This window comes from Neorhizobium sp. NCHU2750, from assembly GCF_003597675.1.
GTDB lineage: Bacteria > Pseudomonadota > Alphaproteobacteria > Rhizobiales > Rhizobiaceae > Neorhizobium.
In genome coordinates this window covers 1,473,488-1,497,161 of the sequence record NZ_CP030827.1, presented here as the reverse complement: position 1 = coordinate 1,497,161, position 23,674 = coordinate 1,473,488, and the positions used below count along the sequence as shown (strand labels likewise).

Annotated in this window: 22 protein-coding genes and 1 tRNA gene; 9 read left to right on the top strand and 14 right to left on the bottom strand. The window is 61.2% G+C overall.

Annotation, left to right across the window (positions count from 1 at the left end):
* Positions 1-49: 49 nt before the first annotated feature.
* From NCHU2750_RS07305 to ald, 3 genes are all read right to left on the bottom strand, one after another.
* Complete coding sequence (locus tag NCHU2750_RS07305) at positions 50-988, bottom strand: IS110 family transposase (RefSeq protein ID WP_119939839.1); 939 nt, start codon at positions 986-988, stop codon at positions 50-52.
* 365 nt (positions 989-1,353) lie between these two features.
* Positions 1,354-2,064 (bottom strand): PadR family transcriptional regulator, encoded by a 711-nt coding sequence (locus NCHU2750_RS07300; protein WP_119939838.1) that lies wholly within the window; start codon positions 2,062-2,064, stop codon positions 1,354-1,356.
* Between the two features lie 161 nt (positions 2,065-2,225).
* Complete coding sequence (gene ald / locus NCHU2750_RS07295) at positions 2,226-3,344, bottom strand: alanine dehydrogenase (RefSeq protein WP_119939837.1); 1,119 nt, start codon at positions 3,342-3,344, stop codon at positions 2,226-2,228.
* 156 nt (positions 3,345-3,500) lie between these two features.
* Here ald and NCHU2750_RS07290 point away from each other — a divergent pair, with 156 nt between their 5' ends.
* Positions 3,501-3,962 (top strand): Lrp/AsnC family transcriptional regulator, encoded by a 462-nt coding sequence (locus tag NCHU2750_RS07290; protein ID WP_119939836.1) that lies wholly within the window; start codon positions 3,501-3,503, stop codon positions 3,960-3,962.
* A 22-nt stretch (positions 3,963-3,984) separates the two neighbouring features.
* On the opposite strand, the gene NCHU2750_RS07285 is transcribed toward NCHU2750_RS07290, so the two are convergent.
* Positions 3,985-4,818: an EamA family transporter gene (locus NCHU2750_RS07285; protein WP_119939835.1), complete on the bottom strand. Its 834-nt coding sequence runs from the start codon at positions 4,816-4,818 to the stop codon at positions 3,985-3,987.
* 241 nt (positions 4,819-5,059) lie between these two features.
* On the opposite strand from NCHU2750_RS07285, the gene NCHU2750_RS07280 reads away from it, so the two are divergent.
* The 3 genes from NCHU2750_RS07280 to NCHU2750_RS07270 all read left to right on the top strand — a co-directional run bounded on the left by NCHU2750_RS07280 (position 5,060) and on the right by NCHU2750_RS07270 (position 8,460).
* Entirely contained in the window at positions 5,060-5,398 is a 339-nt protein-coding gene (locus NCHU2750_RS07280; protein ID WP_119939834.1) for a PilZ domain-containing protein, read from the top strand.
* Positions 5,399-5,554: 156 nt separating this feature from the next.
* Positions 5,555-7,543 carry a bifunctional 2',3'-cyclic-nucleotide 2'-phosphodiesterase/3'-nucleotidase gene (locus NCHU2750_RS07275; RefSeq protein WP_119939833.1) on the top strand — a complete coding sequence of 663 codons (1,989 nt, stop codon included), beginning with the start codon at positions 5,555-5,557 and terminating at the stop codon, positions 7,541-7,543.
* 80 nt (positions 7,544-7,623) lie between these two features.
* Positions 7,624-8,460, top strand: coding sequence for a PhzF family phenazine biosynthesis protein (locus tag NCHU2750_RS07270; protein ID WP_119939832.1), 837 nt, complete (start codon positions 7,624-7,626; stop codon positions 8,458-8,460).
* 45 nt (positions 8,461-8,505) lie between these two features.
* Here NCHU2750_RS07270 and NCHU2750_RS07265 read toward each other — a convergent pair whose 3' ends face one another.
* Both NCHU2750_RS07265 and NCHU2750_RS07260 read right to left on the bottom strand, forming a co-directional pair.
* On the bottom strand, positions 8,506-9,171 hold the full coding sequence (locus NCHU2750_RS07265; protein ID WP_119939831.1) for a DUF2087 domain-containing protein: 666 nt from the start codon (positions 9,169-9,171) through the stop codon (positions 8,506-8,508).
* Between the two features lie 213 nt (positions 9,172-9,384).
* Complete coding sequence (locus tag NCHU2750_RS07260) at positions 9,385-10,356, bottom strand: LysR family transcriptional regulator (RefSeq protein WP_119939830.1); 972 nt, start codon at positions 10,354-10,356, stop codon at positions 9,385-9,387.
* Between the two features lie 153 nt (positions 10,357-10,509).
* On the opposite strand from NCHU2750_RS07260, the gene NCHU2750_RS07255 reads away from it, so the two are divergent.
* Positions 10,510-11,127: an FMN-dependent NADH-azoreductase gene (locus NCHU2750_RS07255; RefSeq protein ID WP_119939829.1), complete on the top strand. Its 618-nt coding sequence runs from the start codon at positions 10,510-10,512 to the stop codon at positions 11,125-11,127.
* A 52-nt stretch (positions 11,128-11,179) separates the two neighbouring features.
* Here NCHU2750_RS07255 and NCHU2750_RS07250 read toward each other — a convergent pair whose 3' ends face one another.
* From NCHU2750_RS07250 to NCHU2750_RS07230, 5 genes are all read right to left on the bottom strand, one after another.
* Positions 11,180-12,445, bottom strand: coding sequence for a GGDEF domain-containing protein (locus NCHU2750_RS07250; protein WP_119939828.1), 1,266 nt, complete (start codon positions 12,443-12,445; stop codon positions 11,180-11,182).
* Positions 12,446-12,518: 73 nt separating this feature from the next.
* Positions 12,519-15,548 carry an EAL domain-containing protein gene (locus NCHU2750_RS07245; protein WP_119939827.1) on the bottom strand — a complete coding sequence of 1,010 codons (3,030 nt, stop codon included), beginning with the start codon at positions 15,546-15,548 and terminating at the stop codon, positions 12,519-12,521.
* A 195-nt stretch (positions 15,549-15,743) separates the two neighbouring features.
* Positions 15,744-16,064 carry an HlyU family transcriptional regulator gene (locus NCHU2750_RS07240; protein ID WP_119939826.1) on the bottom strand — a complete coding sequence of 107 codons (321 nt, stop codon included), beginning with the start codon at positions 16,062-16,064 and terminating at the stop codon, positions 15,744-15,746.
* 81 nt (positions 16,065-16,145) lie between these two features.
* Positions 16,146-17,414 (bottom strand): threonine ammonia-lyase, encoded by a 1,269-nt coding sequence (gene ilvA, locus NCHU2750_RS07235; RefSeq protein WP_119939825.1) that lies wholly within the window; start codon positions 17,412-17,414, stop codon positions 16,146-16,148.
* A gap of 170 nt (positions 17,415-17,584) precedes the next feature.
* Positions 17,585-18,484 carry an alpha/beta hydrolase gene (locus NCHU2750_RS07230; protein ID WP_119939824.1) on the bottom strand — a complete coding sequence of 300 codons (900 nt, stop codon included), beginning with the start codon at positions 18,482-18,484 and terminating at the stop codon, positions 17,585-17,587.
* Positions 18,485-18,661: 177 nt separating this feature from the next.
* Between NCHU2750_RS07230 and NCHU2750_RS07225 the strand changes: the two genes are divergently transcribed.
* Complete coding sequence (locus NCHU2750_RS07225) at positions 18,662-19,102, top strand: DUF3597 domain-containing protein (protein ID WP_119939823.1); 441 nt, start codon at positions 18,662-18,664, stop codon at positions 19,100-19,102.
* A 233-nt stretch (positions 19,103-19,335) separates the two neighbouring features.
* A tRNA-Leu gene (locus NCHU2750_RS07220) sits at positions 19,336-19,420 on the top strand.
* Positions 19,421-19,445: 25 nt separating this feature from the next.
* On the opposite strand, the gene NCHU2750_RS07215 is transcribed toward NCHU2750_RS07220, so the two are convergent.
* The gene (locus tag NCHU2750_RS07215) at positions 19,446-20,072 is read right to left on the bottom strand and encodes an imm11 family protein (RefSeq protein ID WP_162939526.1); all 627 of its coding nucleotides are present in this window, start codon (positions 20,070-20,072) and stop codon (positions 19,446-19,448) included.
* A 254-nt stretch (positions 20,073-20,326) separates the two neighbouring features.
* A complete protein-coding gene (gene wrbA / locus NCHU2750_RS07210) occupies positions 20,327-20,926 on the bottom strand; it encodes an NAD(P)H:quinone oxidoreductase type IV (protein ID WP_119939821.1) in 600 nt (199 codons plus the stop codon).
* Positions 20,927-21,219: 293 nt separating this feature from the next.
* Here wrbA and NCHU2750_RS07205 point away from each other — a divergent pair, with 293 nt between their 5' ends.
* Positions 21,220-22,026, top strand: a complete 807-nt coding sequence (locus NCHU2750_RS07205) for a competence/damage-inducible protein A (RefSeq protein ID WP_119939820.1) — start codon at positions 21,220-21,222, stop codon at positions 22,024-22,026.
* Positions 22,027-22,169: 143 nt separating this feature from the next.
* On the top strand, positions 22,170-23,009 hold the full coding sequence (locus NCHU2750_RS07200; protein ID WP_119939819.1) for a universal stress protein: 840 nt from the start codon (positions 22,170-22,172) through the stop codon (positions 23,007-23,009).
* 34 nt (positions 23,010-23,043) lie between these two features.
* Here NCHU2750_RS07200 and NCHU2750_RS07195 read toward each other — a convergent pair whose 3' ends face one another.
* The gene (locus tag NCHU2750_RS07195; RefSeq protein ID WP_119939818.1) at positions 23,044-23,613 is read right to left on the bottom strand and encodes a TetR/AcrR family transcriptional regulator; all 570 of its coding nucleotides are present in this window, start codon (positions 23,611-23,613) and stop codon (positions 23,044-23,046) included.
* Positions 23,614-23,674: the final 61 nt, after the last annotated feature.

The following is a 23,674-nucleotide window of genomic DNA, read 5'->3' as shown; positions in this document are numbered from 1 at the left end:
TCTCTTGGAATTTTTAGCACTTCGCCTTTGGCTAGAGTATCCGTTTTGATCAAGCCGGTTTTGGTGTCCATATTTGCTGTTTGCGCAGGAGTGCGTTTGCAAGGACGACCAGCTTTCGCATGATAGCGGTGATTGCGACTTTGGGCGGCTTTCCTGCTGTCCTGAGTGCGTCGTATTTGGCCTTAAGATCCGGGTTGAAACGGATAGCGACAAGAGCCGGCATGTAAAGGGCTTGCCTGACGATGGCTCTTCCACCAGCGATGAAGGCGCGTCCGGTCCACCCTCCGGACTGCCTGTCGTTTGGGGCAAGACCCGATAGCTTGCCGGCTGCCTTTTCATCGATTTCGCCCAGCTCGGGCATTTCGATGAGAAGTGTAAAGGCTGTGATCCTCGACAGGCCAGGTATGGAAACAAGGATATCGAAGCGCACCTTGAGGCTTTCGTCCGTTGCGATGTGGTCGGTCATGACCTGCTCGACCTGGACGAGTTGCGCTTCGATCTGCTTCAGCCGGGCGAGGTTCTGCCTTTTGAGGAGCGGCTGAGTGATATTCTTGGCCCGGTTCTTCGCAGCCGTTCTGTCCTTCACCAACGCCAGACGTGCAGCATGCAATTCCTTGAGTTCAGCGAAAGAAACGGCATACGGGGATAAGAGACGCGGGTTCAGTACCATGCCGAATTGGGCCAGCATCGCGGCATCCGCGCGATCCGTCTTGGCCAGCTTCCCAGTTGCCTCGGCAAACCGTCGCGCCTGACGCGGATTGACCTTGGAAAGTGGCAGGCCACGGGTGAGCATGAAGCGTTCGAAAGGCTTGTGGTAGGCACCGGTCGGCTCATAGACCACACGCGCGACAGGCGTGTCGCCGATCCAGCCAAGGATCGCGGCAAATCCCTTGCGGTCGTTGGTGACGCGCATCCTGTCACCATCTGGCAACCGATGGAGATCGATATGGTCTTTCGAGATATCGGCCCCGATGGTAATCTCACTCATCTTTTCCGTCTCCCATGCTTGTCATCCGAGCCCAAAGCTCGGGTATCCGTTCAGGACGATTGGAAAAGATGGAGGCGATCACACTCTAGCTCGGCCCCAAAACGGCCAGGCATTTCTCGATCCATCCTCCATCGCCGGAAGAGGATGGCCCTCCTCTCCGGCGCTTCTTTTTCTCAAAAGAAGCGCAGATAGTCATAAGACAAGCAATTCCGCTTTTCTTCGAAACGCGAAATCGCCCTATCCCTCTGATTTGCCACAGTTCGGGACGCAAAACCGCGACGCACTTTTGCTGGAACTGCTCTAAGATGCTGAAATTCCATTCTCCCCCGCCAAGGGGGGAGAAACTGCAGCTTGGGCGAATTGCCTCAGTCCTGGCTTTCGCCATCCTTGCCGTCGAGATCGTCGGCGACCTGCAGGAGCAGCCTGACGATATCGCCGGCCTTCTTCTCATCCGTCGAAAGCTTGCCGGCGATGACTTCGCGAAGGTTGAGGAGTGCCGCATCGACACTGCGGGGCAGATCAGGACCGCGGTCGCCACGGCGGCCTTCGGACTTTTCCTGCCGCTGCTTGATGCGCTCGGCAAGCTCGGACAGCCGGTCGAGGATGGTTGCCGCAAAGCTGCGGTTCTCGTCCAGATGTGCCTTGCCTTCTTCGGTGATGGCATAGCGCTTCTTGTTGCCGTCGGCTTCCGACACCACATAACCTGCTTCTTCGAGATAGGTCAGCGTCGGATAGACGACGCCCGGGCTCGGAGCATAGAAGCCGTAGGTCATGTCCTCGATATGCTTGATGATCTCGTAACCGTGGCGGGGTTCCTTCTCGATCAGCGCCAGAACCAGAAGGCGCAGGTCGCCCTGCATCAGGAAGCGGCCGATACGGCCATCGCCGTCATCGCCGAAGCCGCGTCCGCCAGGTCCGCCATTGGGACCTCCATGGGGGCCGCCGCGACCGCCACGACCCGGGCCGCCGAAGCTGCGACCGAACGGACCGCCACGCATTGCGAACATCTCTTCAAAGCCCTTGCGGGCGCCTCGTTCGCCGCACCGATCGCGGCCATCGAACCTGTGTCCAAACATGATTGTCTCCTTAAGACTGTCTTTCGATATATCTAAAGATAGCCTTCTCATTTCGGGACGCAAGCTCTTCGATATATCTAAATCATATCGAATTGAATTTACTGACAAAAAAACGCCGAATGCAGTGCGCCCGGCGTTTTCATGCGTTTCGACGCCTCGCCTCAGGCGACGTTTAGAAGCTTTTCCGGTGCGAAGGCTTCGTAGCCGAGAGCTTCTGCAACGGCGGCGTTGGTCACCCTTCCCTTGTGAACATTGAGACCGTTGCGCAGGTGGCGGTCCTCGGCGATGGCCCTGAGGCCACGATCGGCGAGTGCCAGGCCATGCTGCAGGGTGGCATTGTTCAGCGCATGGGTTGAGGTGATCGGCACGGCGCCGGGCATGTTGGCAACGCAGTAGTGGACGATGCCATCGACCTCGTAGGTCGGGTCGGAATGGGTCGTGGCATGGGAGGTTTCGAAGCAGCCGCCCTGGTCGATCGCAACGTCGACCATCACGGCCCCCTTCTTCATCCCCGAGAGCATTTCGCGGCTGACCAGTTTCGGGGCGGCGGCACCGGGGATCAGCACGGCGCCGATAATGAGATCGGCCGAGAACACTTCGTCTTCGATAGCATCGATCGTCGAATAGCGGGTGTGGACACGACCGGCGAAAAGATCGTCGAGCTGGCGCAGGCGGGGCAGCGAGCGATCGAGAATGGAGACATCGGCGCCAAGACCGGCTGCCATGCGGGCCGCATGCAGGCCGACGACGCCACCGCCGACAACGACGACCTTGGCCGGCAGCACGCCGGGCACGCCGCCGAGCAGGATGCCGCGCCCGCCATTGGCCTTCTGCAGGCCCGTGGCACCGGCCTGGATTGCCAGCCGGCCGGCGACTTCCGACATGGGCGCGAGAAGCGGCAGGCCACCGCGCTCATCGGTCACCGTTTCATAGGCGACGGCGGTGACGCCGGACGCGAGGAGCCCCTTGGTCTGTTCCGGATCCGGTGCGAGATGAAGATAGGTATAGAGGATCTGGCCATCGCGAAGCTCAGCCCATTCGGCCGGCTGCGGTTCCTTGACCTTCACCACCATGTCGCATTTTTCAAAGATGTCCTTCGGGCCGGCGACGATCCTGGCGCCGGCTGCCTGATAGGCGGCATCATCGGCACCGATGCCGGCTCCGGCCTTGGTTTCGACCAGAACCTCATGGCCATGCGCCACATATTCGCGCACGGCACCGGGCGTCAGGCCGACACGATATTCATGGTTCTTGATTTCCTTCGGACATCCGACACGCATGCAGCATTCCTCTCTTTTATGATGGCAGCCGCCAGTTGATTTCTGCGTGCCAAGCACACCAGAAAAGCGACAGAATGTCCTTGCGAAGACGAATTGCCGGAAGGCAGATTTTCGCAGACTATTGCGCGATGGAGCCAATTTTCGAAGGACTGCCGAATGAGCAGCTTTGACGCAATCGATCGTGCGATGATGCGCACGCTGCAGGAGAACGGCCGGATTTCCAATGCGGAGCTTGCCGAACGGGTCGGCCTGTCGCCATCGGCCTGTTCGCGACGGCTCGACATACTGGAGAAGAACGGCACGATCAGCGGCTATTACGCACGGCTTTCCAATGCGGCACTCGACACCAAGATGGTGGCCATCGTGCACATTTCGCTGTCGGGCCAGTTCGCCAAGACGCTGACGGAGTTCGAGGCGGCGGTCAAACTCTGCCCGAACGTGCTGGTCTGCTACCTGATGTCGGGAGAATACGACTATATCCTGCGGGTGGCGGCCAAGGACCTGGCAGATTATGAGCGCATCCACCGGGACTGGCTGTCAGCCCTGCCGCATGTGGTGAAGATCAATTCCAGCTTCGCCCTGCGCGAGGTCATCGACCGGCCGAATGTCGGGTTATGACATCCTGGGTTATGACCCCGGCTTATGAAAGGCCGATCAGGATTGCGCCCGCGGCAACCATGATGCAGGCGGCGATACGCTTGGCGGTGAGCCTTTCGCCTAAGAACCGCCAGCCGATCAGGGCAGCGAAGACGACGCTGGTTTCGCGAAGCGCCGAAACCGGGCCGGCGGGCGCCATGGAATAGGCGATCAGCACGGTGCCGTAGGAGCAGAGCGAGACCATGCCGCCGCCGATCGCCTTGCGGGTTTCGGGCGCGCGCAGATTGACGCGCAGCGGACCGCGCATGACCATATAGGCAATTGAAAGCATGATGCCGGGCAGGATGAAGACCCAGGCGATATAGGCGATCCTGTCACCCGAGAGCCTGATGCCGATGGCATCGACGGTCGAATAGCCGGCAATCGCAACGCCGGTCGCCAGTGCAAACAGCATGGACGTGGTCGTCGCCCGCGCCTTGCCGAGCGCCAAAGCCATGATGCCGAGCACGATGCAGCAGACGCCGAGCATGGCGAGCGGATGCAGGACCTCGCCGACCAACACGAAGGTGGCGGCGGTGACGAGCAGCGGCGCGCTGCCGCGAATGATCGGATAGACTTGGCCGAGTTCCCCATGGCGATAGGCGGCGACCAGAAGAAGACCGTAAAGCAGCTGGAAGATCGACGAGCCGACAATATAGGGCCATGCGGCCGAGGCCGGGAGCGGCAGCCACAGGGCCACCGGCAGCGCCGCGATGCTGATCGCCAGGTTCATCACCGTCATCAGCCAGAAGCGATCGGCGCCCGATCGCAGGAAGGCATTCCAGCTTGCATGGAGAATGGCGGCAAACAGCGCCAGGAAGACGACCGTCGTGCTCATCCGGCAGGCCTGCCGGACATTGTCTCGTCAGTGCTCAATGCAGACAGAAGCCATCCCTCCAGCCTCACCCGAACCGCCGGGGAATCATTAGGAGAATCACCCTCGCCGCGCCCATCCATTGGTGCCGGATCGGCGGGGAAGTAAAGCCGCGCTTACCCGATTCGCTACAATTTTGTGACAGGTGCTAAATTCGTCTCAATTGATGTCGGCTAAGCTTGCGGCACAGACAGGAGAAGGATCCATGGCGGTCAACAATCTGAACATGACGGTGCGTTCGGCACCACGCCGCAAGACACGCATCGCGGGCACGCTGAAATATTACGGACAGTCGGTGAATGGCCGGGTGGTCAACATCTCGGCGACGGGACTGGCGCTCGATCTTAGCGCCCCCTTCAATGCATCGGTCGGCAGCCCGATCAGGATCGACAGCGAGGAACTCGGCGTGCTGGAAGGCATCGTCAAGTGGTCGCATAGCGGCCGCCTCGGCATCCAGTTCCGCCCGAACACCAATGCCTCGGCACAGGTCGCCGCCTATTTCCGCTTTTTCCATCAGGACGTCACGCCGGTGCTGAGGGGATAGCCCCGCCGGGCGGGCAGACCTTCCTCCGTCATTTAAATGACGCAGGCTGACGCTCTATCTCCTTGAATCTACGCATCAGGCTTTCCGAAAATCGATTCCGATTTTCGGGCCGATGCTGTAGTGTCGCGCCTTTCGATGACGAATGAGGGAGATTTCATGCTGCTTTCCGCACCGTCCGCGCAGATTTCGCGCCGCTCTGTCCTCGCCGGTGCCGCCGCCTCATCGGCGCTTGTCGCGCTGCATCCGTTTGCAGCGCGGGCACAGGCCAACCAGGCGCATCTGCGGATCATGGAAACGACGGACATCCATGTCCATGTCTTCCCCTATGACTATTATGCCGACAAGCCGAGCGATACGCTGGGCCTTGCCCGCACCGCCTCGATCATCGACGCGATCCGCGCGGAAGCCGGCAATTCGATGCTGATCGACAATGGCGATTTCCTGCAGGGCAATCCGCTCGGCGACTATATCGCCTATGAGCGGGGCATGAAGGATGGCGACATGCACCCCGTCATCAAGGCGATGAACGTGCTGGGTTACGATGTCGGGACGCTGGGAAATCACGAGTTCAACTACGGCCTGGACTTCATGTTCAAGGTCCTTTCCGGTTCCAGCTTCCCTTACGTTTGTGCCAACCTTACCAGAGGCCTGCTGGCATCCGATGCCAGACAAGATGAACTGTTTTTCAAACCCTATGTGATCCTTGAGAAGCAGATCCGTGACGGGGCGGGCAAGACCAGCCCGATCAAGGTCGGCTTCATCGGCTTCGTTACTCCGCCGATCATGACCTGGGATGCCAAGAACCTCGAAGGCAAGGCGCAGACGCGCGACATCGTCGATGCGGCAAAAGCCTGGGTTCCGGTGATGAAGGAGGAAGGCGCGGATATCGTGATCGCGCTGTCGCATTCCGGCATAGACGGTTCGGGCCAGAGCGACCGGATGGAGAACGCCTCGCTCTATCTCGCCGGCGTCGACGGTATCGATGCGATCTTCACCGGCCACCAGCACCTGGTCTTCCCCGGCCCGAAGGATTTCGTCGGCATTGCCGGGGCCGATGCCGAGAAAGGCACGCTGATGGGCAAGCCGGCCGTGATGGGCGGTTTCTGGGGCTCGCATATGGGCCTGATCGACCTTCTGGTCGAAAAGGACGGCGATCGCTGGAAGATCATTTCCTCCACCTCAGAGGCGCGTCCGATCTACCATCGCGACGACAGCCACAAGGTCATAGCCGACGTGAAGGACAAGCCGGAAGTGCTTGATGCCGCACGCAGAGAACATGAGGCGACGCTTGCCTACGTACGCCGTCCGGTGGGCAAGACCTCGGCGCCGCTCTATTCCTATTTCGCGCTGGTCGCCGACGACCCGTCGGTGCAGATCGTCTCCAATGCGCAGACCTGGTACATGAAGGCGATGCTGAAGGACGGTCCCTACAAGGATCTGCCGCTGCTTTCGGCGGCGGCACCGTTCAAGGCAGGCGGGCGCAATGGCTCCGACTATTATACCGACGTGCCGACCGGCGATATCGCCATCAAGAATGTCGCCGATCTCTATCTCTATCCCAACACGGTACAGGCCGTTCTGGTCACCGGTGCGCAGGTGAAGAACTGGCTGGAAATGTCGGCCGGCATGTTCAACCAGGTCCAGCCGGGCGCCAAGGATGCACCGCTGTTGAACGACGGCTTCCCGTCCTACAATTTCGACGTGATCGACGGCGTGACCTACCAGATCGACCTGTCGCAGCCGGTGCGCTTCGACAAGGACGGCAAGCTCATCAATGCCGACGCCAACCGCATCCTCGATCTCAAGTTCGACGGGAAACCGATTGATCTCGAACAGAAATTCGTCGTCGCGACGAACAATTACCGGGCCGGCGGCGGCGGCAAGTTTCCGGAGATCGCCGGCGACAAGCTGATCTTTGCCGCTCCCGACACCAATCGCGACGTGATCGTGCGCTATATCGTCGACCAGGGCACGATCAATCCATCGGCGGATGGCAACTGGTCGTTCAAGCCACTGCCCGGCACGACCGCGCTGTTCGAAAGCGGGCCGATAGGCCGCCACTTCGCCAGCGAGATCAAGGGGGCGAAAATCGACTATGCTGGCGACGGCGAGAACGGTTTTTCGAACTTCCGGCTGACGCTGTGAGTTGATCTCGGCCAATTGCAGTATCGGACGGCAGCAGCGACGCTGCCGTTTTCAAGAGTCAACGAGATACAGTGATCCCCATGCCCACATTTTCCTTCCAGCAGGTCGACGTCTTTTCCAGCCAGCCGATGCGCGGTAATCCGCTTGCGGTCGTCGTCGGTGCGGATCAATTGACGGATGCCGAGATGCAGGCCTTCGCCAACTGGACCAATCTCAGCGAGACGACCTTTCTTTTGAAGCCGACGGTGCCCGAGGCGCATTACCGGGTGCGCATCTTCACCCCCATCCAGGAACTGCCCTTTGCCGGCCATCCGACACTCGGCAGCGCGCATGTCTGGCTGAGCCAGGCCGAAAATCCGCCCGAGGGCGAAGTCGTGCAGGAATGCGGTGCCGGGCTGGTGCGCATCCGCCGCGACGGCCAAAGGCTTGCCTTTGCCGCCCCTCCCTTGCGGCGCAGCGGCGCGGTGGAGGAAGCGCTGGTCGAGAAGATCGCAGCCGGCCTCGGCGTGGCGCGGACCACGATCGAGGATGCCAACTGGATCGACAACGGACCGGACTGGATCGGCGTTCTGTTGCCGTCGCGCGCCTATGTGCTGGCGGTCCGCCCCGATTTCAGCATTCTCGCCGGCACGCGTGTCGGCATTGCCGGGCGGTTCAGTCCGGAGGCCGATGGCGACGAGGCGCTGTTCGAAGTGCGCGCCTTCAGCAATCGCGGCACCGAGGACCCGGTGACGGGCAGCCTCAATGCCGGTCTTGCCCAATGGCTGATCGGTTCAGGCATCGCGCCGGAAAGCTATGTCGCCGCACAGGGCACCGTGCTCGGCCGCGCCGGACGGGTGCATGTCGACAAGGTCGGCGGCGACATCTGGGTCGGCGGTGAGGTTGCCACATGCATATCCGGTACGGTGACGCTGTAGCAGACCTCGTTTGCCGACGAGGCCTGCCGAGCGGTTTTCGGGCCGTCAGGCCGGATTGCCGGTGACGATCACAGCCGTTTGCCTGCGGCCACTTACCCGCGCGGTTCCGACACCCGGGGCACGTTGCGGCTCCGTGCCGATCCGGCGCGTGAGAAGGCCGAGTTCCGGCGGCGGCCTGCGCTCGACACGGCGATAATTGCTGCCGTCGCGGTTGCGGGTCACGAGGCCGAGATCGAAGAGATCGCGGCGCAGCAGTGCCGGGTCACCGAAGAGATGCAGGGTATTGAGGAAGTCGCCGATCTCCCTTTCGGAGAAAGAGCGCCCGCGTGGGATCTTCGACCACAGGTACCACATGCATAATTGCTGCTGGGAGCGTTTTCCCGGCCAGCGGGTGATCCGGCCGGCGCGGTCGAAGACGCGTAGCGTATGCATCACGCGCTTTTCGTCCGGCTGCATGTCGGGCTGCATATCTGCCGGCATATCCGGCAATGGCGGCAGGCGATCCGCGACGGCTTCAGGCGTGCCGACAGGCCCGGTCGCCTCGGCTTCGGCGCGAAAATGCTGGTAATTGCGGAAGCCCCCGGCACGGCTGAGGAGGTTCAGCATTTCGAGATGGCTCGGCTTGTGATCAAGCGTGGCGATCTGCTGGCGCAGGGATCTGGCGAAAGCCGACATGTCGGCAACGGCCATCGGAAAGATGGTTCTGGTCATGGCTTATCCTCGATGCGCCGATCATTTTGGATTGTCGCTGGTCACCGTCTTGTCGACGTCGGCACGGGATAAGTGCTGATCTCTTCAAATGCGCAGGTTTAGCTTCCCGGAAGGGACGGTGACGCCTCGGTGTACTGCTGACCGTGACGATCCTATAGCAAGATCGGCCTCCGCAGGTCAATCAGGCCTCACCCGACCAGATTGCAGCGACCTCTATTCGGCGGCCTGCGGATAGGCCTGTCTTTCGCCGTCAACCTTCAGTGTCGCGTCGAAATGCGCCTTGCTCGGGCAGGTCGACAGGCGCCGGGCAAAGCTCTCGATCAGCCACTGGCCTGCAGGCCCCGGCGGATTGGCGGCACGGCGCAGCGCATAGAGCGGGTATTCGCCCTGTTCGTAAGCATCGAGTTCCAGCACGACGAGATTGCCGTCACGCACGTCGTCGCGCACCAGCGAGGCAGGCAGGCCACCCCATCCGAGCCCACCCTTGACCAGATGGTGCTTGGTCGCGACGTCGCTGACCCGCCAGATCTTGAAAGACAGGACATTGAAATCGCGCCCGGAGGTCATTCCGGACGAGTCGGTCACGACGAGCTGGGTTTCCTCGCGCACGTCGGCAAGCGTCAGCGGCCGGCCCATTTGTGCGAGTGGATGATCCGGGGCGGCGACCGGAAGCATGAAGGCATGGCCGATCCTGTCTGCGACGATGGAATCATCCTGCTTCAGCAGCGCCCCGCCAATGGCGATATCCGCCTTGCCGCTGACGACGAGATCCATCACCCGGCCGAGTTCGCCAACATTGAGATTGAGCGCCACGCTTGGAAACTCGCGGCGGAACTCACTGAGTTCGGCGACGAGCGCGTCGGTCGGCACCATGACGCTGATGGCGAGCGACAGTTCCGTCTCCAGGCCGCGCTTGATGGTCTTGGCACGGGAGCGCATCACCTGAAGATCGGCGACGATGCGGCGGGCATCGACCAGCATCGCCCTGCCCGCGTCCGTCAGTTTCGGCTGGCGCGCGCCACTGCGCTCGAAAAGCTGCACTTCCAGTTGCGCCTCGAGATTGCCGATCGTGTAACTGACCACCGATTGGGCGCGATTGAGCGCGCGGGCGGCGGCGGAAAAGCTTCCTGTTTCCGCCACGACAATGAAAACCTGCAGCTGATCGAGTGTGGGGTTGGCATCCATATCCGCTATCCAATTATTCGATAGAAAGCTTCGACATTATCTGCGTTTAATCAATGTCCGTCCATCGCTATTTCTGGTGTCACACGAGCCATCCGGTCGCACCCAAAAACCTCCGGCTCGATCGATCGCAATAATTATCAAGGAATTGGCACCATGTCCTCCATCCTTCTCGTGACCTCCAGCCCGCGCGGCGATGAATCGCTTTCCACCAAGATCGCCAACGAATTCGTCGATAAGCTGAAGGCGAAGACGCCGGATGCTACCGTCGTCACGCATGATCTCGGCAAGAACCCGATCCCGCATCTCGACACCGTGACCACATCGGCGATCCGCAAGCCGGCCGAAGCCCGCAATGCCGATGAGGCTGCTGCTGCCGCGACCTCCGACAAGCTGGTTGCCGAACTGCTTGCCGCCGACACCGTGGTGCTGGCAACGGGCCTCATCAACTTCAACATCTATTCGACGCTGAAGAGCTGGATCGACAATGTCGCCCGCGCCGGCATGACCTTCCGCTACACCGCAGAAGGCCCGCAGGGTCTTGCCACCGGCAAGAAGGTCTACATCGTGCTTTCGGCTGCCGGCATCTATTCCGAAGGCCCGGCCATGGTGATGAACCACGCCATCCCCTACCTCAAGACGGTTCTGGCCTTCATGGGCATGACCGACGTCGAGGTCATCTATGTCGAAGGCACGGCCTTCGGCCCGGAAGCCTTCGACAAGGCGATCGCCTCTGCCAAGGAACGCACGCAGCAGCTCGCGCTCGCCGCCTGATCGCGACACAAGACAGGCCCCGTTCAAGGCAGGCCCGTTCAAGCAGGCCCGCTCAGGGCATCACTCTTCCGAAGCGGCCGTGGACATTGTCACGGCCGCTGTTTTTTGCCTGGTAGAGCCGTTCGTCCGCCCGCCCGAGAAGAAGATCGAGCGCCCTGCCATCGTCGGGCGCTGTAGCAACGCCGACTGAAACGGTGAGGCCTGCACCATCGGGACGGCTGATGACCCGGCTGATATCGAGCCTCAAGTCTTCAGCGAAACGAAGCGCCATACCGTGATCGGTGCCCGGGAGGAGGAGAACGAATTCCTCACCGCCGAAGCGCGAAAGATGGTCTCCGGGGCGCAGATGGCCCGTCAGGCAGGCGGCAAGCTGTTTCAGCACCGTATCGCCGCGCTGATGGCCGTAGAGGTCGTTGACCTCCTTGAAGCGGTCGGCGTCGATCATCACCAGGCTGAGCGGCCGGCCACCCGCCATGCTCTCGCTCAGCAACTGGGGCCCGTCGACCTCGTAGCGTCCCCGGTCGAATACGCCGGTCAGACCATCGACGCCTGCCCGTGCCAGAAGCGCCTGATAGCGTTCGCGAAACGTCAGGTCGTGGAAGATATCGGTGATCTGGCGGGACGATGTGCTCCATCGGTCGTTCTGATCGAGCCTCAGATAGACGGCATAGAGAAGCGAATAGATGCCGACCGACAGCATCTTGGCGTACCAGCCGCCGAAAAGCACGGAGAGCGGCGCGTCGAAGAGCGTATGCAAAACGAGATAGAAGGCGAGCTGATCGAAGGTCAGCAACACGGCGCCGCTGATGGCAAAGCGCAGGACGTTGTGGCGCTCCAGCATGCGTCCCAGCCGTTCGTAGAACAGGATGATGCCGATCGAATCCAGATAGAGGATCGAGGTGCCCCAGACCATCAGCCAGCCCATCTCGCCGAGAAACGGCATGTCAGCCATCCGGCCGCCCGGCAGGGTGACGGATGCATGGGCCTGAAGGATCTGCGCCAGCCCGACAGTCAAGAGATTGCCGAGGAAGAGGCCGTATATCGGCTGGCGGACGGTGGCTGCATCCTCCTTGATGTAGAGAAGCAGGATCATCATCAGCTTGCCGGCAAAGAAGACCGAGGATCCGGGCGATACCGTGCCGAAGGGAAGCTCGACATAAAAGACCGCCGCGAGATAGGTCTCCATGAAATGCATGACGCCGAGTGCGGCAAGGAAGACACCCAGGCCGAGCGGGCGGCGGAAATGCAGAAACAGCGTCATCACGGAGAAATAGACGACTGCCTCGATCAGGAAGAGACCGAGATTAAACCACTGCATGGCACCTCCTTCGTCCCATCCGCTGCCTGTGTTTTAGGAGAGCCACAGTTAAGGTTTCTCCAATACCCGCCGATCAGGCGCGAGCCTCGGCGATCCGCACCCCGGATCGCCCCTCGTCATCGGCAGATACATGTCGGCGGCGCAGCAACTGTACCGCCTGCAATTGGGCGGCGAGCCTCGGCGCAACGATTTTCTGCAGCTCGGCGATGCGGGACGGTCGGCCGAGCAGATAGCCCTGAAGCTCGTGACAACCGAAGCGACTGAGGAAGGCCGCCTCCTCGATCGTCTCCACCCCTTCGGCAACCACTTTCATGCCGAGCGCCTCGCCCAGATCGATGATCGTCCTGACGATCAGCTGGGTCTTTTCAGCGGTGCTCAGGTTCTGGACGAAGCTGCGGTCGATCTTGATCGTGTCGAAGGGATAGTGGCTGAGATAGCTGAGCGAGGAATAGCCGGTCCCGAAGTCATCGAGCGCAATGGTGAACCCCATCCGCTTCAGCTCCGTCAGGATCTGAAGCGCGCGGCTGTGATCGTCGATCAGTACGCTTTCGGTGATTTCGAGTTCGATGCGGCCGGGATCGGTGCCGGATTGCTCAAGCAACCGGGCTAGCCTTGCGACGAAATCCGCATGGCGGAACTGCAGCGGGCTGACATTGACGCTGATATGGCCTTCGACCCGGTCGAGCAGCCTCACCGCCTCTTCCAGCACCCATTCGCCGAGCTGGATGATCTTGCCCGAGGCTTCGGCGACGGGGATGAAGTCGGCGGGGCTGACCATGCCGCGGGTGGGATGGGTCCAGCGCAGAAGAGCTTCGTGACCGCTGACCGACAGGTCCTCGACGCATATGCGCGGCTGCAGATAGAGCTCGAACTGGCCAAGATGCAATGCCTGCTCCAGATCCCGCTCAAGCGCGCGGCGCTTGTTGATGAGATCGTTCATGCCGGGCAGGAACCGGCGCATGGCATTCCTGCCGGATGTCTTGGCGTGATGGAGCGCCACGTCGGCACAGCCGATCAACGCATCGATCTCCATGGCATCGTCGGGGAAAAGCGCCGTGCCGATACTGACGGTGACATTCACCTGTTCTTCCGGCCTGATATCGATCGGGACGGCCATGGCACCCAGAATATTGCGACCGAAGGCTTCAAGCTCCTCGACGCTGAGTACTTCTGCCAGGATGACGGCAAATTCATCGCCGGCAAGCCTCGCCACGACATCATGATCGCCTGCGAGCGCAGCAAAGCGCGCCGCCACTTCGTAGATCACGGCATCACCGGCCTGATGGCCGTGGATGTCGTTGATGTCCTTGAACCGGTCCACATCGATGATGACGACGCCGAAGGCACGATTGCCATCGGCACGCTCCATCATCTCCGTCAGGCGCTCGGTAAACAGGACACGATTGGGCAGACCGGTCAGCGGATCGTGCTGGGCGAGATGACGGATGCGCTTTTCCGCCTGCCGCCTTTCGCGCAGATCGACGAAGCAGCCGACACGCGCCTTTTCGCCCCTGAAGACGATATCGCGTCCGCGCGCAGCAACGGGTACGGTCGAGCCATCCGGCAGCTCGATGGAAATCTCGTGCCGCGCGTCGTCGTTGAGCTTGACGATCTCCGATACGCGGATGGCCTCTCCATCGCGCAGGAACTCAAAGATCGAGCGACCGATGAGATCATCGAGTGGACGCCCGGCAAGCTTGGCAAGCTCGTCATTGCCGTCGACGACGATGCCGTTGCGATGGATCATGATCGCCTCGAATGTCGCCTTGGCGAGGGCGGCGACGCGTTCGGATTCATCGAAGGGGAGCGACCATTCGGCAGCCGAAGTGTCGTCGCCTGCGTCCGCGACAGGCCTGCGGCCGACCACCGGAAGCCGGATCGACAGACGGAAGAGCAGGTATGCCGCACCGAACGACCAGTAGAAATCGATGCCGATGCCGACTGCCTGGACCCATAACTGGGCAATCCGACCGCCGGCAGGCAGGGACGCGAGCGGTGCGGCCACCGACAACAGCAAGGCGCCCGCAGCGCCGGCGAATGCATGGATGCTGATCAGGCCCGCCGGATCGTGGACCCGCAGCTGACGTGTGACGAAACGATTGCCGAGCATGGCAATGGCGGCACCCGCGATACCGACGAAGATCGCACCTGGCAGTTCAAGCAGGGCAGAGCCCGCCGTCGAGGCGGATAGACCGCCGAGCGCTCCGATGCACAGGTTGCGCAGCAATGCGCCCTGCCCGTCGCGCAATCCGATCACGGCGCCGAGAGATGCGCCGGCTGCGGCCGCTGTCAGCGAATTCTTGACAACGGTCGCAACGTCGGCGCTGGCCACAAGGGCAAAGACGCCGTTCAGCGATGTCCAGCCGGCGGCGAGGATGAGGGCACCGGCCGGAATGGACACGGCAATCCGCCGTGGCGTGGGCCGCGACGCGTCCGCTTGCCCCTTCGGCGCCATGAAGACGATTGCCGCAGCGAGCGCCACCCATCCCGCCGTGGCATGGAGGAAGACGCCACCGGCCAGATCGACGAAATCGAGGTGCGAGAGAAACGCCGTGACATTGGCGACGAAAAGGTCGCCATGCGCAAAATGGAGGAAGAGCGGATAGATCACCGCCGAAAAAACGAGGATCGCCGGGATGAACTGCCGGGGCGAGAGGCGTGCGCCCAGCATGGAGGACAGGATGATTGCCGCGACCGCACAGATGAGCGACTGGTAGAGAACCACGCCCGCCTGCCGGAAAGGCCCTTCATGCAGGACGGAAAAGACCGGTGCGGTACCGAAAGGCAGATCGTGCGACTGGCCGAAGGCGATGTTGAAGCCGACGGCAGCAAAGCCGATCACGGCAAGGACAAGAGCGAGGAGATTGATCTGCGCGATCGCGCCGAGCCCCGTCGCCCTGCGCATGCCGGCCCCGAAGAGCAGCGAGCCGGCCTGAATAAAGAGGAGGCAGGCCGCGGTCATCGCAATCCACGCGGCATCCCAGCCCGCGGACGCCTGATGGCCGTCGGGCAGGTTTGCGTCGGCATAGGCATAATGGGGCAGAAAACTTGCCGCCAGAAACAACCACGCAACGGATCTGCAGTATAGGCGCTGTGATCTCATCGATACAGACTGCTGGAAAATTGATAAATGCCCAGCCAGCCTAGATGAGAGTTTTTAATATTGAGTGAGTGTCGCACTGTTTGCGACTTCTGATCGTCGAACGGGACCGCGCCGTTCCGGTGCAGCCGCCTGCTCTGTCAAGCCGGATCAGGCTTGTGCAAAATCACGCAGACCCAGAATCAGGCAGGCCCGAAATCAGGCCGAGCGTGATTTCTCGCCATCGGAGAACAGCGATGCGCCATTCTGGTCGATGACCTGCTCGGCCTTGCTGATGGTGAAGGTGACGGCATCTTCCATCGACGAGAACATGTCGGCGCGGATGATGTTTCTTACCAGCGTCTCGCCGTTGACGTCCTTCTCGATCCGGCCTGCGAGGCGGAACTGATTGCCTTCGGCCAGTGGTGCCGGGAAGATCCGGCAGTCCTTGTAGGCCACGGGCTCGATTTCGCGCGCGGCCTTGGCCGGCTTGTCCTTGCCCGAGAAGGTGGAAAACAGGGAAGAGAAGATCGATGCCATAGCCTTGCCTAACACGTTGCCCCGGGTCGCACCAAGCGCTGCCGGGGTAGATTGCCGTTCAGATCGCCAGACCCGATAGCATCAGATGATGAGGTTCGCCAGAATATCGTTCTCGGTTATATCCTCATAGCCCAGGCCCGCAGCTTCAAACCGCTCGTAAAGGCCGGCGAAATTCTCCGACGCCGTCGTTTCGATGCCGATCAGGATGGAGCCGAAATTGCGCGCCGACTTCTTCAGATATTCGAAGCGGGCGATATCGTCGTCCGGCCCGAGCAGGTTGAGGAAATCACGCAGGGCGCCGGGGCGCTGCGGCAGGCGCAGGATGAAATATTTCTTCAGGCCGGCATAGCGCATGGCCCTTTCCTTGACGTCGGGCAGGCGCTCGAAATCGAAATTGCCGCCCGAGACGACGCAGACGATGGTCTTGCCGGCGATCTTTTCCGGCTCGATCAGCGACAGCGCGGTGATCGACAATGCACCGGCAGGCTCGAGCACGACACCTTCGACATTCAGCATGTCGGTCATCGTCACGCAGATCGCGTTCTCCGGCACGAGCAGGACCTGATCGGCGGAAAAGCCCTTCAAACGCTCGAAATTCAGCGTGCCGATGCGCGCCACGGCCGCGCCATCGACGAAATTATCAACCTTCGGCAAAGTGACGGGAGCGCCCGCCTCAAGGCTTTTCTTCAGGCTCGGCGCGCCGGTCGGTTCGGTGAAGAGGAAACCGTCGTGACCCACTTCCTCCATCAGGTAGCCGGTGACGCCGGAGGCCAGGCCGCCGCCGCCGACCGGCAGGATGACGATGTCGGGCGTGACGCTTTGCGGCAATTGCGAGAGGATTTCCGAGGCAACCGTCGCCTGGCCCTCGATGATATCGGCATCGTCAAAGGGCGGCACCATCATGCCGCCGATCTCCTCCACATGGGCGCGGGCTGCAGCATAGCACTGGTCGAAAATATCGCCGACCAGCTTGATGGTGATGAACTCGCCACCAAAAGTGCGGGTCTTGTCGATCTTCTGCTGCGGCGTGGTGACCGGCATGAAGACGATGCCCGGCACTTCGAAATGCCGGCAGACGAAGGCAAAGCCCTGGGCATGATTGCCGGCCGAAGCGCAGACGAAGGTCTTCGCCCCGACGCCGCCCTGTTTTCCCATGTCGGCGATCGCCTTGCGCAGGAAATTGAAGGCGCCCCTGATCTTGTAGGAGCGGACCGGCGAGAGATCCTCGCGCTTCAGCCAGATATCGGCGCCGTAGCGGCGGCTCAAATGCTCGTTCAACTGCAGCGGCGTTTCCGGAAAGATCGTCCGTACCGCTGCCCTTGCCTCGTCCACACCCGTCTTCGTCAACATTTGCAATCCTGCGTCGTCAAATCGCCCTCGCTATGCCACAGCAAAGGGTAGAAGACCAAGCCCGTTTTGCCACCAAACGGTTCCCTTTTTCCATCGGCGATGACGCATCAGCGATGGCGGCAGCGGGCGGTTTCAGTTCATGAAGTTGGTTTCAGTTCATGAAGGTGATGTCAGTTCATGAAGGCCTGGCCGATGAACCGCACCGCATCGGGTAGGCCGGTGCGCCAATAGGTCCAGTCATGGCCGCCTTCGCGGGCGATGAAATGATGCGGCACATCGAGTTTCTGCAATTTCAGCGTCAGCGCGGCATTGCCGGCGAAGAAACCATCATAGGAACCGCAATCGATATAGAGCTTCGTCCGGCGGATCCGATCGGGCGGCGTGGTGTCGACGAGATCGAGGACGCTGTTGTCACGATAGAGCCGATTGAGCCGCTCGCTGCCCTTCAGCCCCATGCCCCAGGCCTTGCCGAAGCGCATGTCGTAACCGGGCTGATCCATGTCGACGACCTGCTGGTCGGTTCTGACGGCCGCGCTGAGGGCGGCGGCGGCGACAAACATGTCGGGATGCTTTAGCGAGAAGGCGATGGCCGCATAGCCGCCCATCGACATGCCGAGGATGGCGCGGGCATTTCTTGCCGGCACGACGGGCAAGGATTTTTCGACATAGGGGACGAATTCCTTGAAAAACATATCCTGCCACAGATAGCCGCCATCGGCATCGTTCATGAAATAGGTGTTGAACCTGTCTTCCTCGTCGCGACGGCCTTCCGGAGTCACCGCGATGAAGGGCGGCACCTCGCCGCTTTCGATCAGCTTGTCGAAGACGTAACCGGCATTGCCGAAGCGGTACCAGTCGCTGTTCTGCCCGCCCAGCCCGCCATGCATGAGATAGATCACCGGATAATGACGGTCGTCGCGGCCGTAACCGGGCGGAAGATAGAGCGTGAACTCGACATTCCTGTTGAGGATGCGGCTCGCCATGAACTGCCCTTCCTTGACGGTACCCTCAGCATGGGCAACCGGGCCGGCCAGGACCGCCAGCAAAAGGAACAGGACCCTTCTCAACATGCATTCGCCTCCATCTGTGCCGCAGAGCAGATAGCCTTGGCGCCTGCGAGGTCAATTGCGGAAAATCGCACCTGTCGACGACAACCAAGGATTTTGTCCGCATTTGGAACATCGGCCATTCCCCTCACCCGCCCTTTGCCCTAGCTTCTCAGAAGTCTAATTTAGAGGAGACGACCCATGAGCATTTTCAGCAAGATCAAGAATGCCATTTTCGGATCGCCGGCGGCTGCGGCAGAGGCACCGGCGGCAGACAGCCCGGCATCGTCTGCCGCTCCATCCTCGTCGCCCGCTTCGGCACCAACGGCTTCGGCACCGGCGGCGACCACCGCGGCCGGCGCTCCCGCCACCCCGGCAGCGACCGCCATCGACGTGGTGCCGATTCTCGATGCCGCCGTGAAGAAGAGCGGCCAGAAGCTCGACTGGCGCCATTCGATCGTCGATCTGATGAAGGCACTCGGCATGGATGCGAGCCTTGCAGAGCGCAAGGAGCTTGCCGAAGAGCTCGGCTATAGCGGCGACATGGGCGATTCGGCCAAGATGAACATGTGGCTGCACAAGGCGCTGATGAAGAAGCTGTCGGAAAACGGCGGCAAGGTTCCGGCAGACCTGCTCGACTGAGAAGGTCGAGCGAGCTGTCATCGCCTCATGCCGCCTGCGCAAGCATGGCGATCGGTGATATTTGAAAAGGCATAATGATGCCAAACCCCGAAGGCCGGCGCCGGACGCGTCGGCCTTCCGCTACCGCCCCTCTCCTGCCTGATGCGGCAAACAGGGGACAGGACGGGACAGCGCCCCCTTTTCGCTCAGGCGCGCTTGACGGAATCGCCCATCTATCTGAAAAGCAAGGCCACGCGGACGTGGCGAAACTGGTAGACGCAAGAGACTTAAAATCTCTCGGCCTCGGTCATGCGGGTTCGATCCCCGCCGTCCGCACCAAAGTGTGCAAGGAAACATGCGGTAGCTAAAGTTTCAGCGCATCCCGAAACAGGACACCTTTCAAGTCAGGGACGGCACGACAGGCGCTCCATAGAATCTCATCGCAGATCGGGCCACCCGCGAGGCGGCTTTGAAAAAAAACGTGGGCATCCCCTACAACATCGTCTCGGAACCGCAGCTCTGCACCGCTGTATGCTGAATAAAATTCGCGCTGTTGCTGCGCAACATCATCCTGTTCCTTAATGATCGATACTTTCGAGGTTGAAAGATCAATTGCATCGATCGTTCTCACGACGTCGCATAAATAGTGACGAGGGCCCAATGTGCCGTCTGGAAGGACATATTCGCACTCAACAAATGCAAACGCATCGCGATCAACAGTTTCAAAGATCTCTTTCAGCCGTTCTGAGACAAACCAATAGCCGCTCAGATAAGCCTCAAGGTCACGGGGCGGACGGCCCTTCTTTTTGACGTAGACGATACGAGGGGCTTCGGGAAACGTAGGAAATCCGCCTTCGGCCGGTCTCACAATCAGACGAGGGAGCCTTCTCAACCTGTCCTTGTTCTCAAACACGAGACCATGGCCAGGGCCACCACCTAGCCGGTTTGGCCCAAATATGAAGAATTTTCGGGTTGCGCTTCGCTTGGCCATGATCAATCCAGAATTGCCTGACTCTCTGTGGCAGAACCTGCCATGCCGAGCGTGTACGGCGAATTAATGCAACAATCCGGCATATCCGGCTTGGGCCTATAGCCGCCAACGATAGCCAGAAAGCAGCCAAGCGCTTCTCGGACCTGTGTTTCGATCCATTGCTCACTCAGCACAACAGTCTCTGTCGGCGCACACGAAAAAGGGGAGCGGCATGGCCACTCCCCTTGTCTTCAATCCGGCTCAGGCGTCGGCGATCAGGCCGAAAGCTTGGCGGCGATCTTGGCGACGTGGGCGCCCTGGAATTTTGCGCCTTCGAGTTCGATGTCGGACGGCATGCGCGAGCCGTCGCCGTTGGTCAGCGTGCTGGCGCCGTAGGGCGAGCCGCCCTTGACTTCTTCCGTGCCCATCTGGCCCTGGAAGGCATAGGGAAGGCCGACTACGGCCATGCCGTGGTGAAGGAAGGTCGGGATGAAGGAGAGGATGGTGGATTCCTGGCCGCCATGCTGGGTAGCGGATGAGGTGAAGACCGAGCCGACCTTGCCGACCAGCTTGCCGTTGAACCACAGACCGCCGGTCTGGTCCCAGAAATTGCGCATCTGCGAAGCGACCGTGCCGAAGCGGGTGCCGGCGCCGACGATGATCGCGTCATACTGGTCGAGTTCATCGGCGGTTGCGATCGGGGCGGCCTGATCGAGCTTGAAATGCGACGCCTTGGCGACGTCTTCCGGAACGAGTTCGGGAACGCGCTTTACCGTGACGTCCGCACCGGCGGACTTGGCACCTTCGGCAACAGCGTAAGCCATCTTCTCGATATGGCCGTAGGAAGAGTAATAGAGGACGAGAACCTTGGTCATTTTCTTCGTTTCCTTTGCGGGGATGGGAGCGGCTGCTGGACTTGTGGAAGGTGCGCCGCCAAGCACTCTTTTCAAGAACTCTAGGATCATCAAACCGGCCTTTAACAAGCGTGTGACCTATAGCTAGCGGAGCGCGGCCTACCCTGCCAGCCGTGACGATCACGACGCACTGTCCACTATTCTTGAACGATGGCCCCGGCTCGTCCAATTTGAACATCATCAGTCGAGCGGTCGCAGGATTGCATTCGCCGGCAGGCGGATTAGGTTTTCCGGATCAGAAGAAGAGAGCCACCATGACCGACCAGACGTCTCCCCCCATTGGCACCCCCGCCGGTTCCCCCATCGTCACCGCCGCAATGCTCGCCATCGGCGACGAACTCCTGTCCGGGCGCACCAAGGACAAGAATATCGGCCATCTGGCGGACATGCTGACGCTTTCGGCGATCGACCTCAAGGAAGTGCGCATCGTGCCCGACGAGGAGGACAGGATCGTCGAGGCGCTGAATGCGCTGCGCGCTCGCTACGACTATGTGTTCACCTCGGGCGGCATCGGCCCGACGCATGACGACATCACGGCGGATGCCGTGTCGAAGGCGTTCGGTGTTGCCTGTATCCATGAGGACAAGGCGATGGCGCTGCTTGCCGAGATGTACAAGTGCCGCGAGATGGAATTCACCCCTGCCCGCCAGCGCATGGCGCGCATGCCCGAGGGTGCGTCCCATATCGCCAATCCGGTCTCCACCGCACCCGGTTTCGTGATCGGCAATGTCTATGTGATGGCCGGCGTGCCGCAAGTGTTCCAGGCGATGGTCGACAACGTCCTGCCGACGCTACGCTCGGGCTCGAAAATGCTGTCGCGGTCGATTTCCTGCCCCTATGGCGAGGGTGATATCGGCACGCTTCTCGGCAATATCCAGAAAGCCCATCCGGAGACCAGCATCGGCTCCTATCCGCGTTTCGACGGTAAGAAATTTTCGACCGAACTGGTGGTCAGGGCACGCGCCGAAGAGCCGCTTGCCGCCGCGGCTGCGGCCATCGAGGCGATGATTGCCGATCTCGACAAGGCAGGCCTTGCGGCCAACCCGACCGCCGACGCGTGAGCCTGCCGGGGTTTTGCGAGGACGATTGCGTCGCATGGGGCTGATGCGGCGCACGGTGGCGTGAGCGCCATTGACGGGCCTTGTCACGGCTCCATTTTAATTGATGTAAAGCCTTGCATGAGCTCTCCGATGAGGGATTTTTGATGTCCTACAAGACCGTTCTCGCCGTCCTCGACACCCAGCGCCATGCGGCGCAGATCACCGATTTCGCCATTTCCGTCTCCCAGCAGTTCGACGCCCATCTGATCGGCGTGCATGCGGAGACACTGGTGGCCGTGCCGCTGATCGCACCGATGGAAATCCCCGATCCGACGGCTGTCGAGATCCTGCAGGAAAGCGCCCAGAGGGAAACGATGGCGATCGAGCAGATCTTCAAGCAGCAGACGGTGCGCGAGGGCATTGCCGCCGAGTGGCACAGTTACATGCTGGCTGCCGGCTATGCCTCGACCTCGGTGCAGGAGACGGCGCGCACGGCGGATCTGATCGTCGCCAACCAGAGCGATCCGTCCAAGCCCGATCACCGCGCCGATCTGGAAACCTTCCTGTTCGAAAGCGGCCGGCCGCTGCTGCTCGTGCCCTATACGCTGAAGGAGCCGCGCCCGATCAAACGGGTGCTGGTCGCCTGGAACGGATCGCGCGAGGCGGCACGCGCCACATTCGATTCGCTGCCGTTTTTAAAGCTCGCGGCGTCGGTCGAAGTGCTCGTCATCGATCCGCCGGAACGCGGTAGCCAGAGCCCGGAGCTTGCCGGTGCAGAGATCGCCGCCACGCTCAGCCGCCACGGCATTGCCGTCACCGTGACGACGCAGGAGAGCGGTCGCAACACCCCGGCGGCGACAATCGAGAACCGGCTTGCCGACGAGAGCATCGACCTCCTGGTAATGGGCGGTTACGGGCATTCCCGCTGGTGGGAAGTGTTCTTCGGCGGCGTGACCCGCAGCCTGCTCGATTCGATGACGGCGCTCACCCTCATGTCGCGGTGACCCTCATGTCAGGCTGACGGCCCCATCCGGGCCGTCAGGCGAGGATGGCCTTCAGGCTCAAACGAACCAGATCGCCGGCGCGCGGGCGGGAGACGAAGGTCATCGCCGGCGCGTAGGCGAGTTCGTGCATCAGGGCTCCGAGGGTTTCCGGCTCGGCCGAGACCCCGGCAAATTTTCCGACAAGCTTTTCGCCGAGCTGGCGCCAATGGCTACGCAGGATTTCCCGCTGGCGCTCGAGGGACTGTGTGTCAAGATCGGCGGTGCGGGCATGTTCGAGGATCGTCAGGGACCAGTTGCCGCTCTGCGAGCGGTCGTCCGCCCAGGCGACCAGCAGTTCGACGACGGCATCGGCACCCGAAGCGGTGTCTATAGCCTCCAGAAGCGGATCGAGGCTCGCCTGCCCCAGCGCTTCCAGAACCTCCAGAAAGATCGCCTCCTTGCCGGCGAAGTTCGAATAGACGGCGCCCTTGCTGAAGCCCGCGGCGTCGGCAATGCGGTCGATCGAGGTCGCCGCGTAACCATCGCGCGAAAACATGTCGCGCGCCGCATCCAGAAGCTTCTGCCGCGTCTGCGCCTGACTTTCGACGCGTGTGAGCCTGGCCATTTCCGACCTCTTTTTCATGTTGGTGACTTGAAGGCCAGTGTACCGATTAGTATCTAAATAC

What these genes read in the sequence shown, in the direction of transcription:
- NCHU2750_RS07245 (WP_119939827.1), bottom strand. Translation starts at nt 15,548, where the DNA reads ATGAGATCACAGCGCCTATACTGCAGATCCGTTGCGTGGTTGTTTCTG.
- NCHU2750_RS07225 (WP_119939823.1), top strand. Translation starts at nt 18,662, where the DNA reads ATGAGCATTTTCAGCAAGATCAAGAATGCCATTTTCGGATCGCCGGCG.
- NCHU2750_RS07260 (WP_119939830.1), bottom strand. Translation starts at nt 10,356, where the DNA reads ATGGATGCCAACCCCACACTCGATCAGCTGCAGGTTTTCATTGTCGTG.
- NCHU2750_RS07300 (WP_119939838.1), bottom strand. Translation starts at nt 2,064, where the DNA reads ATGTTTGGACACAGGTTCGATGGCCGCGATCGGTGCGGCGAACGAGGC.
- NCHU2750_RS07305 (WP_119939839.1), bottom strand. Translation starts at nt 988, where the DNA reads ATGAGTGAGATTACCATCGGGGCCGATATCTCGAAAGACCATATCGAT.
- NCHU2750_RS07230 (WP_119939824.1), bottom strand. Translation starts at nt 18,484, where the DNA reads ATGTTGAGAAGGGTCCTGTTCCTTTTGCTGGCGGTCCTGGCCGGCCCG.
- NCHU2750_RS07290 (WP_119939836.1), top strand. Translation starts at nt 3,501, where the DNA reads ATGAGCAGCTTTGACGCAATCGATCGTGCGATGATGCGCACGCTGCAG.
- wrbA (WP_119939821.1), bottom strand. Translation starts at nt 20,926, where the DNA reads ATGACCAAGGTTCTCGTCCTCTATTACTCTTCCTACGGCCATATCGAG.
- ald (WP_119939837.1), bottom strand. Translation starts at nt 3,344, where the DNA reads ATGCGTGTCGGATGTCCGAAGGAAATCAAGAACCATGAATATCGTGTC.
- NCHU2750_RS07275 (WP_119939833.1), top strand. Translation starts at nt 5,555, where the DNA reads ATGCTGCTTTCCGCACCGTCCGCGCAGATTTCGCGCCGCTCTGTCCTC.
- NCHU2750_RS07255 (WP_119939829.1), top strand. Translation starts at nt 10,510, where the DNA reads ATGTCCTCCATCCTTCTCGTGACCTCCAGCCCGCGCGGCGATGAATCG.
- NCHU2750_RS07200 (WP_119939819.1), top strand. Translation starts at nt 22,170, where the DNA reads ATGTCCTACAAGACCGTTCTCGCCGTCCTCGACACCCAGCGCCATGCG.
- NCHU2750_RS07280 (WP_119939834.1), top strand. Translation starts at nt 5,060, where the DNA reads ATGGCGGTCAACAATCTGAACATGACGGTGCGTTCGGCACCACGCCGC.
- ilvA (WP_119939825.1), bottom strand. Translation starts at nt 17,414, where the DNA reads ATGTTGACGAAGACGGGTGTGGACGAGGCAAGGGCAGCGGTACGGACG.
- NCHU2750_RS07215 (WP_162939526.1), bottom strand. Translation starts at nt 20,072, where the DNA reads ATGGCCAAGCGAAGCGCAACCCGAAAATTCTTCATATTTGGGCCAAAC.
- NCHU2750_RS07285 (WP_119939835.1), bottom strand. Translation starts at nt 4,818, where the DNA reads ATGAGCACGACGGTCGTCTTCCTGGCGCTGTTTGCCGCCATTCTCCAT.
- NCHU2750_RS07265 (WP_119939831.1), bottom strand. Translation starts at nt 9,171, where the DNA reads ATGACCAGAACCATCTTTCCGATGGCCGTTGCCGACATGTCGGCTTTC.
- NCHU2750_RS07195 (WP_119939818.1), bottom strand. Translation starts at nt 23,613, where the DNA reads ATGGCCAGGCTCACACGCGTCGAAAGTCAGGCGCAGACGCGGCAGAAG.
- NCHU2750_RS07240 (WP_119939826.1), bottom strand. Translation starts at nt 16,064, where the DNA reads ATGGCATCGATCTTCTCTTCCCTGTTTTCCACCTTCTCGGGCAAGGAC.
- NCHU2750_RS07250 (WP_119939828.1), bottom strand. Translation starts at nt 12,445, where the DNA reads ATGCAGTGGTTTAATCTCGGTCTCTTCCTGATCGAGGCAGTCGTCTAT.
- NCHU2750_RS07270 (WP_119939832.1), top strand. Translation starts at nt 7,624, where the DNA reads ATGCCCACATTTTCCTTCCAGCAGGTCGACGTCTTTTCCAGCCAGCCG.
- NCHU2750_RS07205 (WP_119939820.1), top strand. Translation starts at nt 21,220, where the DNA reads ATGACCGACCAGACGTCTCCCCCCATTGGCACCCCCGCCGGTTCCCCC.